Here is a 12,329-nt window from a genome sequence, read left to right on the forward strand (position 1 = left end):
TTTAGATCATCAAGCATAGGATGACCTGGTGTAAAATGATATTATTGCCAATTTTTAGCGCCGGCGAAAGGAAAAAAGAAGAACCACATGGAAACATTCACCCCATCCCAACTCACTCCCAATCGCATACTAAAACAGTATTATGGATTCGAGTATTTTCGCAAGCCACAAGAAGAAATTGTAAATGACTTATGCGCCGGTCTCGACTTATTAGTGCTGATGCCTACAGGTGGCGGCAAATCGCTTTGTTATCAAATTCCCTCCTTGGTTCGAGGAGGTGTTGGAATCATTGTCTCCCCTTTGATAGCCCTGATGGAAGATCAAGTTGCCGCTTTAAAATCCCTAGGCATTCGTGCTGCTTACTATAACTCCTCATTATCCAGTAGCGAGTCTCGCCAAGTGTTACAAGACTTGCATAATCAAGCGCTTGATCTACTCTATATTGCACCAGAACGGCTAATCAGCAGCGCATTTCTCGAGCGATTAGAAGACTCAGAAATTGCGCTTTTTGCCATTGATGAAGCACATTGCATTTCGCAATGGGGACATGACTTTCGACCTGAGTATGCTGCATTAGGCATTTTAAAATCTCAATTTCCACACGTCCCCATTATCGCCCTAACCGCAACCGCAGATAGACTGACTCAAAAAGACATTATTCAACGACTTAATTATAAGCCCAAAGAATATATTGCTTCGTTTAATCGCCCCAATATCCACTATCGCGTCTCTATGAAGACTAATGCTTTAAAGCAACTTACTGAGTTTTTGGAAACGTTTCCCAATGAGTCTGGGATTATTTATTGTGGAACACGAGCGCGCGTTGAAAGTCTTTCGTTAAAATTAATGGATAAAGGCTATCGCGCAAGAGCCTATCACGCGGGGCTTCCTTATGATGAGCGTCGCGAAGTGCAATCCCTTTTTCGACATGATCACATTGATATTGTGGTGGCTACTATTGCGTTTGGCATGGGGATAGACAAGCCAGATGTGCGCTTTGTGGTACATTTTGACTTACCCAAAACGATTGAAAGTTATTATCAAGAAACAGGAAGAGCAGGGCGTGATGGGCTGCCAGCAGAAGCGTTATTGCTCTATGATCCAGCAGACAGTGGCCGCTTAAGAGGCCATATAGCCGCTTTAACTCAAGAAGAGCAAAAACGCATCGAAACCAATAAGTTAAATCATATGTTGGCTTTCGCTGAAGCGACCCATTGCCGGCGTCAAATTTTGCTGCGTTATTTTAACGAAACGTGTAACGAAACCTGCAATTATTGCGATGTATGCGATCACCCACCTGAAATGATCGATGCCACAGTGGATGCACAAAAAGTCCTTTCCTGTATTTATCGTTTAAAACAAAGTTACGGAATAACCCATGTGATTGATGTGCTTCGCGGAAGTAGTGCTGAAAAAATTAAACAACTGGGGCATCACAACTTATCCACGTTTGGCATTGGCCAAGACAAGGCGGTCTCTTATTGGAAGCATCTACTTTGGCAATTAATTCACCGAGATTACTGTTATCAAGACTTGGATCATTTTAATGTAATACGTCTCACTAAGAAAGCCATTCCTATTCTTAAAGGGGAAGAGCAAATACAATTATGCGTACCTCCTAAGCCTAGTCCTTCCAAAGAGAAAAAGGAACGAGAGACATTTAGTCGTACTAAAAGTCCTATGTTTAATACGCTAAGCCTGTTAAGAAGAACCATTGCAAATGAAGAAGGCAAACCTCCTTTCATGATTTTCAGCGATGCCACCTTATTTGAAATGGCCGAACGTAAACCGAAAACACTAGATGAGTTTATTATGATTTCTGGGGTGGGAAAATATAAGCTGGATTTGTATGGAGAAGTGTTTATTCGAGCGATTGCTGCTCAAACGGAAGAAATGGCTTGAGCGATTTAAAAAAGACAACGTACTGCGGCTTGGCCGCAGTACCCATGCTAGGAACTAAATTTTAAGACTGATACCCAATTTTAACTTTCACTTGATAATACTTCGTTTTATCGTCTTCAATAAACCCACGAGTTTCGACCACTTCAAACCAATTTAATTTTCCAAAATCATTAGATGCTTTCATAATTGCAGCATTAATAGCATCTTCAATGCCTTTTTGGGATGTTCCGACGAGTTCTATAACTTGATACACTTTATCCATTATTCTTGATCTCCTTTCTTTTTCTGAGTAAGGCTTTGGGCCTTAGCGATGGCTTTTCGGATGGCCTGGGCATCTTCCGAGTCGGGATGTACCAAGCTTAATAATTGTTGCCAATATTGAATGGCCTGTCCATAATCATGGCTGATGAATGAATCCATAGCAAGCATTGCCAAAGCATCAGGTTGATTAGGCTGCTTTTGTAATACCGAAAAAAATAAACCTCGAATCGAATCATTAAATTGATGGTGATTTAATTGCCATTGACTTTGAGCGTAATTAACAGCAATTTGAATATCATCAGAATTCAATGCGTAAGCCGTTTTAAACGCTTGGTTGGCATCATCCCATGCTTCTTGAGTTGTGTACAATCGCCCTAATAAGTACCAACCACGTGGATCCAAAGGATTATTATCCACGCGAGTTTTAAGTTTCAAAATTAATTCCTGTGGGCTTTTAATTGACTTTAAAACCTCCTGGACCTGACGTTGTTTTTTTTGTTCACCCAAATAAGCTTGCCAATGGACCCAACCACCCCACTGCCAATAAGCAGTAGTAATTAAAATAATGAACAACGGTGTGATGCTAATAACCCAAGATTTCTTTAAACGTAAGGGATAGAAAACCAAGCTTAACGCGATGGTTATAAGAAAAATACCAATACTAATCGTTAGCCAATTACTCATGTGCTTGTCGCTTAAAACAGGTTTTCCAGAAAATTCCAAACCCAATACCCAAAAAGAGCATTGGCCCAAACCATAAAAATAAGGTAATTCCCTTTACAGGCGGCTTAAATAAAATAAAATCACCATACCGCTCGGAAAGATAATTCGTGATGTCATGATCGCTTTTCCCTGCAGTTACTAACGCATACACCTCACCACGCAAATCTTTTGCCAAAGGCGCGTTTGAGTCGGATAAATCTTGATTTTGGCAAACAAGACAGCGCAGTTCTCGCAAAAGATGATTAAATTGCGCTTCTTGTTTTGGAGAGTCAAAAGAATACAAAGGCTTTGCTAAAACGGTTAGAACAAATAAGCTTAAGCTTAAACCCACTAAAAAACGCAATCCCTTCATTCGGTCTCCTCGAGTTCTTTCCAGCGGGGAATAAAAGCTTGCTCCCAAACCAGAGGCGTCATTGGGCCCGTATGGCGATATCGGATCCGTCCCTTTTTATCAATCAAAAATGTTTCTGGAGTGCCATAAACTCCCAAATCAATCGCAGCGCGTCCATCCTTATCCTCGCCAATAAGTTTATAAGGATTTCCCCATTCTGAAAGCCACTGCTTCGCATCGTTTGGGTTATCTTTATAATTTAAGCCAAAAATCGGTACGCCCTCGGTAGCCAATTGCATTAAAAATACTTGCTCTTGTGCACACGCATCACACCAACTAGCCCATACATTTAACAAAGAGATTTCATGGTTTAAATCTTTAGGAGTAAATAATCGATCACGATGACTTAACTCAGGCAAGGAAAAATCAGGCAAAGGCTTTTCTATCATCGTGGAAGGAAGTTTGTGGGGATCTAGAGAAAGCCCGCGCCAAAAGAATAGCACCAATAACGCAAACAATAATAAGGGTAATAATTTAATGATCCGAACCCTCATGCCTTAAGCTCCTTAAAGTGCAAGGAATGTTTTTGTCGTTGTTTATAGTATCTGCGGTCAGTCATAGCTAATAAGCCTCCGATTAATATGAAAAAGCCACCGCCCCAAATCCAACGAACGAAGGGTTTAAAATACAATCGGACCGACCAAGCATGATGGTCCAGCGGTTCACCTAAAGCAATATAAATGTCGCGAAAAGGAGTCACATCGATAGCAGAATCTGTCATGGGCATATTTGCAATATCATAGATTCTTTTTTCAGGATAGATATTCGCTATACGACCTTGATTTTCCACTTGAAAATGCGCGCGTGCACCATGATAATTTGGGCCAGTTAAAGAAGACTCACCAATAAATCGAATCGTATAGCTTGAAAGTTTAGCTTCCTCACCTGGCGCCATTTTTACATCTTCTTGGAGTCCATAACCATTTGAAATCACAATCCCTATCACGGTAACGGCTACACCAAGATGTGCCACAACCATACCCCAATACGATTGAGCAATCCCAGAGAAGCCTCTTTCGTGTAATTTTAAAACGCAAGATTTTAAGGTACTAAACACAATCCAAGCTGCTAAGATAAGTCCTAAAAGCACAGGAAATTGTAACGAAGATTTTGTTATCCAAATCAAACCACATGATGAGATAAGGCTAAGCAATAAAGGTGTTGTTAGAGTTTTTGCAATGCGTGAGAAGCTATCTTTTTGCCAGCGCAAATGTATGCCAATTCCCATTAAAACCAGCACCGGAACCATCAAAGGCACAAACACGGCATTAAAATAAGGTGCACCGACCGATAGCTTACCAAGACCCAATCCATCAATGAGTAAAGGATATACTGTACCCATCAGCACCGTAAGCATGATCACAGATAAAAAGACATTATTCAGCAGCAAAACGCTTTCGCGTGAGATTGGAGAGGGATAAGTGGCGTTTTGTAACGTTTGGGCGCGAAACGAAAACAACAGAAGTGACCCACCAATGACCACAAGTAAAAAGCACAAAATATAAAGACCTCGTTGTGGGTCCACGGCAAATGCATGCACTGAGGTTAATACCCCTGAGCGCACTAGAAACGTTCCAATAAGACTTAATGAAAAGGCAGTAATGGCTAATAAGATAGTCCAGGCTTTAAACTGCTGTCGCTTTTCACTTACCGCCAATGAGTGCAGTAATGCTGTACCCACTAGCCAAGGCATAAAGGATGCATTTTCGACGGGATCCCAAAACCACCATCCACCCCAACCTAATTCACGATATGCCCACCAGCTCCCTAAGGTAATTCCCGTAGTCAAACAACACCAAGCCGCAAGCGTCCAAGGTCTTGTCCATTTTGACCACCCTGACTCAATTCGACCGGCCCAAAGCGCTGCTATCGCAAAAGCAAACGCCACGGAAAATCCAACATATCCCATATACAACATAGGGGGATGAAATAAAAATCCTAAATCTTGTAACAGTGGATTTAGATCGCGCCCTTGTGTGGTTAATAGTTGAAATTGCCGCACAAAAGGGTTCGAAGCTATGAGCAAAAAGAAAATAAAACCAACACTTAACCAGCCTAATACTGCTAAAACTCGAGCACGCATGGCGAGAGGTAGACTATTGCTGAAAAAGGCGACGGCCATCATCCATACAGTTAAAATAGCAACCCACAAGAGCATCGACCCTTCATGCCCTCCCCATACAGCACAGAGCTTATAATACCAAGGGAGAAGAACGCTGGAGTTAGCCAGTACATAAGTCACTGAGAAATCATTTTGTAAAAAACAAACCGTAAGGCAAAGATAGGCTAATGAAACGAAGAAGAATTGGCCATAAACATACACATTTGCTGCCGCTTGCCATGCAAGATTCTGCTTTAAGACTCCTAGTGCTGGGATAATGGCAAGAAGTAGCGCGAACATACCAGCCAGGATTAAAGAAAATAAACCAATTTCAGCAATCATATACTATACAACGTTCCGAGTTTTTATAAAAAAAAATGTTATTGTTTAGCCAAGGAATCTCTGACTTCAGGTGGCATATAATTCTCATCATGCTTTGCCAGCACTTCAAGTGCTTTAAAATGACCGGCTTTCTCGAGTATGCCCTGCGCCACAATGCCCTGCCCTTCACGAAATAAGTCCGGTAAAATTCCTTTATATTCAATCGATAACGTATGTTTAAAATCCGTGATTTGAAACTGAACGAATAAACCCTCACCGGTTCGCTTCACGCTGTCTTTAACCACCATTCCTCCAACTCGAATGGCGTGATGATATGGTGCTTGTCCTTCAGAGATTTGAGTTGGAGAATAAAATAAGCTTAGGTTTTGTCTTAATGCATACAAAACCAAAAAGCTAACAAGCATTAGAACCAATACCACGGACAACACACCAATCAATTTACGACGTCTTATTGCATTCATTGTTGGCTTCCCTTAAGCCATTGATGCAATCGTTTGTGCGTCTCTACTTTTTTTCTCTGACAAACAATGAGATTGCCAAGCAAAACGCTTGCGGCAAGCCCATAAGCCGCCCAAACATAGACTCCGTAGCCTCCCATAGAAAACCAGTGCAGCAGCGAATTCATACGTTACTCCCTTCTACAACACCTTGCACCCAACTCTGACGCCGCTCTCGAAGTAATAATTCATAGCGCGCTTTAGAAACAATAATAAACCCTGCGTAGAGAAAAAAACCAACCAAGGTCAATAACAAGGGATACAACATGCTTGAATGTATTTTAGGTTTTGCAAACGCGGATAACGTAGCCCCTTGGTGTAAGGTATTCCACCAATAAACAGAATAATGAATAATAGGCAGGTCGACTAAGCCCACTAAGGTTAAAATGGCGAGAACCTTATCGCCTTGGTCTTTATTTTGAAAGGCATGACCTGTGGCAAGAATTGCACCATATAGGAATAGTAAAATTAATTCAGAGGTCAGTCGTGCATCCCAAACCCACCAGGTTCCCCACATGGGTTTACCCCAAATACTGCCTGTTACTAAGGCTAAAAATGCCATGCACGCGCCGATCTCTGCAATGGACTTAAGCATAATGCCCGCGATCTTAATGCGCCAAACTAAAAGTAAAATAGCTAAAAAGCCCATCCAGCTATAGAGAGCCATGGATAAAAAGGCTGCAGGTACATGGATGTAGATGATACGAAATGCATCGCCTTGTTGATAATCAGCAGGTGCAAATACTAATCCCCAAACAAGCCCTAAGCCAAGAAATACGAGCGCACCGCTTGCAAACCAAGGAATCAATCGACCAGATAACTTATAAAATAATTTTGGCGAAGCCAATTGATATAATAATTTCCACATAGGAAGCAATTTAACCCAAAAAGACGAAAATTTTAACACGCATTTAAGCGGATGTCTTTAGACTTAGTCTACTAAGCTAATACGCATCATCGCGGCAATTGCAAAGGGCAAACATCCAATAGTCATCAGCGACATTGCCATTAATAAAGCAAGATACCCTATAACGGGCATTCCTTGCATTGCGATCGCCACAGCCCCACTACCGAAAATCATCACCGGAATCGTTAAAGGCAATAAAATTAGTGCCATAAAAACTCCTTGTTGCTTCAATCCGCCACTAAAAACAGCCGCCAAAGCACAAAGAAATAATATCGCAGGTGAGCCACAAGCTAAGCTTTGCATTAACGTGATTGTTTCATAACCATTCAACCCAAATAGCATGGATAAAAAAGGAGTTAACGCCATGATAGGTACTAGACTTATTACCCAATGCACCAGAGTTTTAGCAAGCACCAACACACTAACTGGTTGCCCTGAAACCAGCCATTGTTCAATAATCCCATCTTCATAATCTTGTTGAAATAAACGATCCGCTGAGATTAGCATAACCATGAGCAAAGCTATCCAAGCTAATCCAGGCGCCATTCGTCTTAATAACTCTGGATCAGGTGGCATGGTTAAGGGAAAAAAAATCATAATCATTAAAAAAATTAAACTGGAATTAATCACATAGCGAAACTGCCTAATTAATACGAGCGATTCCCGTTTAACTTGGCGAAAAAATAAAGTCGTTAAATTCATTGTAAGGTATACTCCTGATGAGGGATACCTGATAAAGGGATAGCTTGATGCGACGTCATAATAATAGCTCCTCCCTGATTCAAATGTTGAATCAGGCAATCAGTCAATAAAAAAATTGCTGATTGATCAAGCGATACGAATGGTTCATCCAGAAGCCACAGGGCTTTACGAGAAAAGAGGAGTTTTATAAGTCCCACTCGCCGACGTTGCCCTGCTGATAATAGACCGCAAAGCTTATTTTCCATTCCTTGCAACCCAAAGTTCGCGATAAGGGCTTCAATAGATTTGTTAGTAGAAGACGGATAATATAAATCAAAACGGCAATTTTCTGCGACTGTGAGTCCAAGGCTAATCCCTGGTTTGTGCCCCACATAACAGATGTGCTGCTGATAAGTGGCTCTATCGGCGTGGATATCTTTCTCATGATACAGAATTTGACCTTGATCTGGATATAATAAACCGGCCAGCAATTTTAATAAGGTCGATTTTCCACTGCCATTTTCGCCACGTAAATGCAATAAAGAACCTGCAGGAACAGAGAATTGAATCGTTCTTAAAACTGTTTTATCGGGATAGTCAAAATCGAGATTATATACTTCAAGCATGGAGCAAAATTTAAAAAACGAGTTCTTGGGTTTCGAGTTTATCATTTTTTAAGTGGGCTTGCATGGCGTGATATTGCTAGCGATAATGAGTGTTTTAAATAAATGAAGGTAAATAATGGAATTTCTTGCTCAATATGGCTTATTTGCATTAGAACTATTCACCGTTGTGATTGCAATTTTATTGCTGATAGCAGGTATTTTGTCAATGGGGCGAAAACCCCGGCCAAAATTAGAAATTAAATCTCTCAATAAACATTGGAAAGACATTAAAGAGACCATGCAAAAAGAAATTTTGCATGAAAAACCTAAAAAAACTAAATCAAAACAAAAGAAAGAGAAAAAAACACAACCTGCTCTTTATGTTCTCGATTTCGCAGGTGATATTAAAGCCTCACAAGTCGAACAGTTTCGGGAAGAGATTTCAGCCGTCTTGTCTGTTGCAGAAGATGGCGATGAAGTCGTGGTTCGCTTAGAGAGTCCGGGAGGAGCTGTGAATGGTTATGGTCTTGCTGCTTCTCAGTTGCACCGGATCCGCGATCGTAATATTCCTCTTACGATTTGCATTGATAAAGTAGCCGCCAGCGGCGGGTATTTAATGGCTTGTGTGGCCAATCGCATTGTTGCAGCACCTTTTGCTATCATTGGATCGATAGGTGTAGTCGCCCAAATCCCCAACTTTTATCGGTGGCTAAAGAAAAGAGACATCGATATTGAATTAATGACAGCAGGAGAATATAAACGAACCCTGACTCTTTTTGCGGAAAATACAGAAAAAGGGCGTAAAAAATTTCAACAAGAGCTTGAAGTTATTCATCAATCATTTCGTGATTACGTACTCGACAATCGCCAACAACTAGATATCGAAAAAGTTGCCACAGGAGAGCACTGGCTTGCGCAAGATGCATTTGAGCTTCGCTTAGTCGATCTATTGAAAACCAGTGATGAATATATTATGGATAAGCTCAATGAGTTTAACGTTTATTCAATTAAAATACATGGCAAGCAAAGTTTGGCAGAGAAAATACTAAAGCCCGCAATGAGTATTCTTCATCCATGGGGATAAACTAAACGGTCTTTAAATCTCGCAAAATTTCAATAAATGTATATACTTATATTAAGGTCAACAGTGCCTAGGGAACTTCCCTGACATATTAATTTAGGATGGAGTGGAACAATGAATGATTTTAAATCTAAATTGCCTGATCTAAAAGAATTGGGATCCATGACTGGCAAATTATTTAAAGATTTAAAAACCAGTGTCTCTGAAATTATTAAAGATTATAAAGAGAAGAGAGAATCAGAAGCCAAGGAACAGGAAGCCAAACCTGAGCAACCGACCACGGCTGAACCAGCAAAAGCTAAAACACCTGCAACGGAGGCACCGAAAGCCGAAGTTAAACCAGAACCAGAGGTGAATCCAGCAGCAGTAGAACCAGCTCCAGAAGAATCAATTGAAGTAGAAAAAAAACAAGAAACAGAAGACAAACCAGAATAACTTCTGTAAGAGCTCACCAACATTGTCCCATCAGTACAAACCATTACGGCCATATAGCAATCTAGAAGAGAATACTAGAACGCCTAGATTGCTATAGCACGGCATTGCTAAGAGCCTCAAAACCATCGAAGTGGATGCTTTGGTCAAGCCAAAGCACGTTGGTTTATGTTGGGCGATAGGACTCAAACCAGCCCCCCCTACCTGCTGTGCTTTAAGCACAGCATCCATGCTAGGAACCTCAACACTGATGGGTGCTGCGGTTAAAGTCACAGCACGAGTTATCCAGTGATGTACCAGCATCGAAGTGGATACTTTGGTCAAGCCAAAGCACGTTGGTTTATGTTGGGCAATAGGACTCAAACCAGCCCCCCTACCTGCTGTGCTTTAAGCACAGCATCCATGCTAGGAACCTCAACTCTGATGGGTGCTGCGGTTAAAGTCACAGCACGAGTTATCCAGTGATGCACCAGCATCGAAGTGGATGCTTGGGTCAAGCCAAAGCACGTTGGTTTATGTTGGGCAATAGGACTCAAACCAGAACCCCTACCTGTTGTGCTTTAAGCACAGCATCCATGCTAGGAGCCTCAACACTGATGGGTGCTGCGGTTAAAGTCACAGCACGAGTTATCCAGTGATGCACCAGCATCGAAGTGGATGCTTGGGTCAAGCCAAAGCACGTTGGTTTATGTTGGGCAATAGGACTCAAACCAGAACCCCCTACCTGCTGTGCTTTAAGCACAGCATCCATGCTAGGAACCCTAATGCCGATAGGTGCTGCGGTCAAAGCCACAGCAGGAGATGACGATGCAACGTAAGAATTTTGATTTTATTTGATGCTATTAGATGCGATTTTCTTGGTTTTCATTGCAGTCGTCGTTATTGATTAATGTATATGTTCTCCCTTTAACCGTCTTCTCAGGTCCTTTTCCCCGACTGAAAAATCCTCTATGGTTTGACTTTCTGCTTTTATTTAAAGTTCTATCATATTCTTTATTACACTGTTTGCGGGCATCTTTAATGCTTTGGAGAGCACTTTTGTGTTCTTTATTTTGAGGTTTTGCTTTATCTAACGTTGTCATAGAGTCAAACACACGTTTTCGAACTTCAAGAGATAGCCCGTTTACCACTTCAAGTAAATGTGGAACGAGGCGTGGTTGGCATGAAGCAGCAAGAAGTAATGCATTGTCTTCTCCCGGATTAATCGGCATCATGTAGGTCGCCTGATCTTCTTCACTTAAGAGCTTGGTCATTGAAAGTATATGAACAAGATCCTTTGGTTGATTTCTTATTATCTCAGATAATATTAGAACGTCACTTCTATCAATAGGGCGTAAGGCAAGTCCCAATTTATCTTTTTCCCAATGTTTGAATACCTTAAAGCGAGTCACTAGCGCCTGGGGATTTTGTTCTAATGTCGCATTCAACACTTGCCCATAAAGTTCGATTCTATCTTCGCTGTCTAACGTTCTAATGAGTTGCTCTAATGTAGGCACTTCTTCAGGACAGACCTCAAAGGCAAGAAATAAGGGCGTTTCACCGTCATCATTTTTTTGTTTAAGAATTTGAGCCCTATCTGGGTTATCTAACGCTTCAATCATAGGCAAAAGCCACAATAGCGCATGACGATTATAGTTTAAAGCTATCATTAAACTATTCCACCCATTTGATGAGGACTGTAAGAGCATTTTGTCAAGTGTTGCGACTCTTTGCAGCATGGGTTTTAGTTTAAAAAAATCACTAGGACAATACCTCACGACTAACCATAACAAGTCGTATCCCGCAGTAGAAGAAAGAATCTTATTGCGTTCTGATTCGTCCATTTCCAACGTCATTGAAAGTAATTTCGAAACCGCCAGTGGATAATAAGACATCGCTAATTCTAATGCGCTGTCGCCTCGCTCGTTAAGTTGTTGAATAATCTTATGTTGATATGATTTATCTAACGTTTCAATTTTTGATAATAATTCAAAAAATACAGATGAATTGTGTTTTATTGTGAGCAGTAACGCATTATCCCCGTGATGATTACTATGCATTAAAATTTCAGCTTGTTCTTTTTGACTTAACTGTTCAAGGAGAAGAAAGAGATAACGCAAAAACGATTCCGAGAATTTGGCTGCTAACATTAATGGAGTAGAACTATGAATAGAAACAGAACTTAATGCTTTATAGATAATAGAGGCTTTTGAGGTTCGAAGCGCATTAAATGCATAAAGAAAGGCGTGTCGACTTCTTTTCTCTATTGCTTCTATTAAATGCACCCCTAATCGAGCTGCAATTTCAGATTCACTTTCTAAGTATCCTTCTATTTCGCTGGTCATAAGACGACTCCATTCCTAATCAAGCAGAAAATCCTAGACCGCTTTTCTTAACCGGTCTAATCTCACTATATCGCGAACAATT

17 protein-coding genes are annotated in these 12,329 nt (G+C 40.9%); 3 read left to right on the forward strand and 14 right to left on the reverse strand.

Features of this window, described 5'->3' with window-relative positions; all coding sequences use genetic code 11:
* The first annotated feature begins 87 nt into the window (after positions 1 to 87).
* Positions 88 to 1,902 (forward strand): DNA helicase RecQ, encoded by a 1,815-nt coding sequence (gene recQ, locus E1O41_RS02075; RefSeq protein ID WP_131775639.1) that lies wholly within the window; start codon positions 88 to 90, stop codon positions 1,900 to 1,902.
* 61 nt (positions 1,903 to 1,963) lie between these two features.
* On the opposite strand, the gene E1O41_RS02080 is transcribed toward recQ, so the two are convergent.
* The 10 genes from E1O41_RS02080 to ccmA are packed head-to-tail and all read right to left on the reverse strand — an operon-like array spanning position 1,964 to position 8,431.
* Entirely contained in the window at positions 1,964 to 2,164 is a 201-nt protein-coding gene (locus E1O41_RS02080; RefSeq protein ID WP_229669300.1) for a dodecin, read from the reverse strand.
* Positions 2,164 to 2,847, reverse strand: a complete 684-nt coding sequence (locus tag E1O41_RS02085) for a tetratricopeptide repeat protein (RefSeq protein ID WP_131775641.1) — start codon at positions 2,845 to 2,847, stop codon at positions 2,164 to 2,166. The genes E1O41_RS02080 and E1O41_RS02085 overlap by 1 nt, the downstream gene beginning before the upstream one ends.
* Complete coding sequence (locus E1O41_RS02090) at positions 2,840 to 3,238, reverse strand: cytochrome c-type biogenesis protein (protein ID WP_131775642.1); 399 nt, start codon at positions 3,236 to 3,238, stop codon at positions 2,840 to 2,842. Before E1O41_RS02090 ends, E1O41_RS02085 begins: the two co-directional genes overlap by 8 nt.
* Complete coding sequence (locus tag E1O41_RS02095; RefSeq protein ID WP_131775643.1) at positions 3,235 to 3,771, reverse strand: DsbE family thiol:disulfide interchange protein; 537 nt, start codon at positions 3,769 to 3,771, stop codon at positions 3,235 to 3,237. The genes E1O41_RS02090 and E1O41_RS02095 overlap by 4 nt, the downstream gene beginning before the upstream one ends.
* Positions 3,768 to 5,720: a heme lyase CcmF/NrfE family subunit gene (locus E1O41_RS02100; protein WP_131775644.1), complete on the reverse strand. Its 1,953-nt coding sequence runs from the start codon at positions 5,718 to 5,720 to the stop codon at positions 3,768 to 3,770. Before E1O41_RS02100 ends, E1O41_RS02095 begins: the two co-directional genes overlap by 4 nt.
* A 38-nt stretch (positions 5,721 to 5,758) precedes the next feature.
* A complete protein-coding gene (gene ccmE, locus E1O41_RS02105; protein ID WP_131775645.1) occupies positions 5,759 to 6,181 on the reverse strand; it encodes a cytochrome c maturation protein CcmE in 423 nt (140 codons plus the stop codon).
* Positions 6,178 to 6,345 carry a heme exporter protein CcmD gene (gene ccmD, locus E1O41_RS02110; RefSeq protein ID WP_131775646.1) on the reverse strand — a complete coding sequence of 56 codons (168 nt, stop codon included), beginning with the start codon at positions 6,343 to 6,345 and terminating at the stop codon, positions 6,178 to 6,180. The genes ccmE and ccmD overlap by 4 nt, the downstream gene beginning before the upstream one ends.
* Positions 6,342 to 7,124 (reverse strand): heme ABC transporter permease CcmC, encoded by a 783-nt coding sequence (ccmC, locus tag E1O41_RS02115; protein ID WP_268237617.1) that lies wholly within the window; start codon positions 7,122 to 7,124, stop codon positions 6,342 to 6,344. Before ccmC ends, ccmD begins: the two co-directional genes overlap by 4 nt.
* Before the next feature lie 24 nt (positions 7,125 to 7,148).
* Positions 7,149 to 7,826, reverse strand: coding sequence for a heme exporter protein CcmB (ccmB, locus tag E1O41_RS02120; protein WP_131775648.1), 678 nt, complete (start codon positions 7,824 to 7,826; stop codon positions 7,149 to 7,151).
* Positions 7,823 to 8,431 (reverse strand): cytochrome c biogenesis heme-transporting ATPase CcmA, encoded by a 609-nt coding sequence (ccmA, locus tag E1O41_RS02125; protein ID WP_131775692.1) that lies wholly within the window; start codon positions 8,429 to 8,431, stop codon positions 7,823 to 7,825. Before ccmA ends, ccmB begins: the two co-directional genes overlap by 4 nt.
* A gap of 115 nt (positions 8,432 to 8,546) precedes the next feature.
* Here ccmA and sohB point away from each other — a divergent pair, with 115 nt between their 5' ends.
* Both sohB and E1O41_RS02135 read left to right on the forward strand, forming a co-directional pair.
* Positions 8,547 to 9,494, forward strand: coding sequence for a protease SohB (sohB, locus tag E1O41_RS02130; protein WP_131775649.1), 948 nt, complete (start codon positions 8,547 to 8,549; stop codon positions 9,492 to 9,494).
* A gap of 111 nt (positions 9,495 to 9,605) precedes the next feature.
* Positions 9,606 to 9,926, forward strand: coding sequence for a hypothetical protein (locus E1O41_RS02135; protein ID WP_131775650.1), 321 nt, complete (start codon positions 9,606 to 9,608; stop codon positions 9,924 to 9,926).
* Positions 9,927 to 9,956: 30 nt separating this feature from the next.
* Here E1O41_RS02135 and E1O41_RS02140 read toward each other — a convergent pair whose 3' ends face one another.
* The 4 genes from E1O41_RS02140 to E1O41_RS02150 form a co-directional block, all read right to left on the reverse strand.
* A complete protein-coding gene (locus E1O41_RS02140) occupies positions 9,957 to 10,286 on the reverse strand; it encodes a hypothetical protein (RefSeq protein ID WP_131775651.1) in 330 nt (109 codons plus the stop codon).
* Positions 10,283 to 10,459, reverse strand: coding sequence for a hypothetical protein (locus E1O41_RS11705; RefSeq protein ID WP_165481073.1), 177 nt, complete (start codon positions 10,457 to 10,459; stop codon positions 10,283 to 10,285). The genes E1O41_RS02140 and E1O41_RS11705 overlap by 4 nt, the downstream gene beginning before the upstream one ends.
* Positions 10,456 to 10,674, reverse strand: coding sequence for a hypothetical protein (locus E1O41_RS02145; protein WP_131775652.1), 219 nt, complete (start codon positions 10,672 to 10,674; stop codon positions 10,456 to 10,458). The genes E1O41_RS11705 and E1O41_RS02145 overlap by 4 nt, the downstream gene beginning before the upstream one ends.
* Before the next feature lie 91 nt (positions 10,675 to 10,765).
* On the reverse strand, positions 10,766 to 12,247 hold the full coding sequence (locus E1O41_RS02150) for a hypothetical protein (RefSeq protein ID WP_131775653.1): 1,482 nt from the start codon (positions 12,245 to 12,247) through the stop codon (positions 10,766 to 10,768).
* Positions 12,248 to 12,329: the final 82 nt, after the last annotated feature.

The organism is Legionella impletisoli (genome assembly GCF_900639875.1).
GTDB classification, from domain to species: Bacteria; Pseudomonadota; Gammaproteobacteria; order Legionellales; family Legionellaceae; genus Legionella_A; species Legionella_A impletisoli.

What these genes read in the sequence shown, in the direction of transcription:
- recQ (WP_131775639.1), top strand. Translation starts at nt 88, where the DNA reads ATGGAAACATTCACCCCATCCCAACTCACTCCCAATCGCATACTAAAA.
- E1O41_RS02080 (WP_229669300.1), bottom strand. Translation starts at nt 2,164, where the DNA reads ATGGATAAAGTGTATCAAGTTATAGAACTCGTCGGAACATCCCAAAAA.
- E1O41_RS02085 (WP_131775641.1), bottom strand. Translation starts at nt 2,847, where the DNA reads ATGAGTAATTGGCTAACGATTAGTATTGGTATTTTTCTTATAACCATC.
- E1O41_RS02090 (WP_131775642.1), bottom strand. Translation starts at nt 3,238, where the DNA reads ATGAAGGGATTGCGTTTTTTAGTGGGTTTAAGCTTAAGCTTATTTGTT.
- E1O41_RS02095 (WP_131775643.1), bottom strand. Translation starts at nt 3,771, where the DNA reads ATGAGGGTTCGGATCATTAAATTATTACCCTTATTATTGTTTGCGTTA.
- E1O41_RS02100 (WP_131775644.1), bottom strand. Translation starts at nt 5,720, where the DNA reads ATGATTGCTGAAATTGGTTTATTTTCTTTAATCCTGGCTGGTATGTTC.
- ccmE (WP_131775645.1), bottom strand. Translation starts at nt 6,181, where the DNA reads ATGAATGCAATAAGACGTCGTAAATTGATTGGTGTGTTGTCCGTGGTA.
- ccmD (WP_131775646.1), bottom strand. Translation starts at nt 6,345, where the DNA reads ATGAATTCGCTGCTGCACTGGTTTTCTATGGGAGGCTACGGAGTCTAT.
- ccmB (WP_131775648.1), bottom strand. Translation starts at nt 7,826, where the DNA reads ATGAATTTAACGACTTTATTTTTTCGCCAAGTTAAACGGGAATCGCTC.
- ccmA (WP_131775692.1), bottom strand. Translation starts at nt 8,431, where the DNA reads ATGCTTGAAGTATATAATCTCGATTTTGACTATCCCGATAAAACAGTT.
- sohB (WP_131775649.1), top strand. Translation starts at nt 8,547, where the DNA reads ATGGAATTTCTTGCTCAATATGGCTTATTTGCATTAGAACTATTCACC.
- E1O41_RS02135 (WP_131775650.1), top strand. Translation starts at nt 9,606, where the DNA reads ATGAATGATTTTAAATCTAAATTGCCTGATCTAAAAGAATTGGGATCC.
- E1O41_RS02145 (WP_131775652.1), bottom strand. Translation starts at nt 10,674, where the DNA reads ATGGATGCTGTGCTTAAAGCACAGCAGGTAGGGGGTTCTGGTTTGAGT.
- E1O41_RS02150 (WP_131775653.1), bottom strand. Translation starts at nt 12,247, where the DNA reads ATGACCAGCGAAATAGAAGGATACTTAGAAAGTGAATCTGAAATTGCA.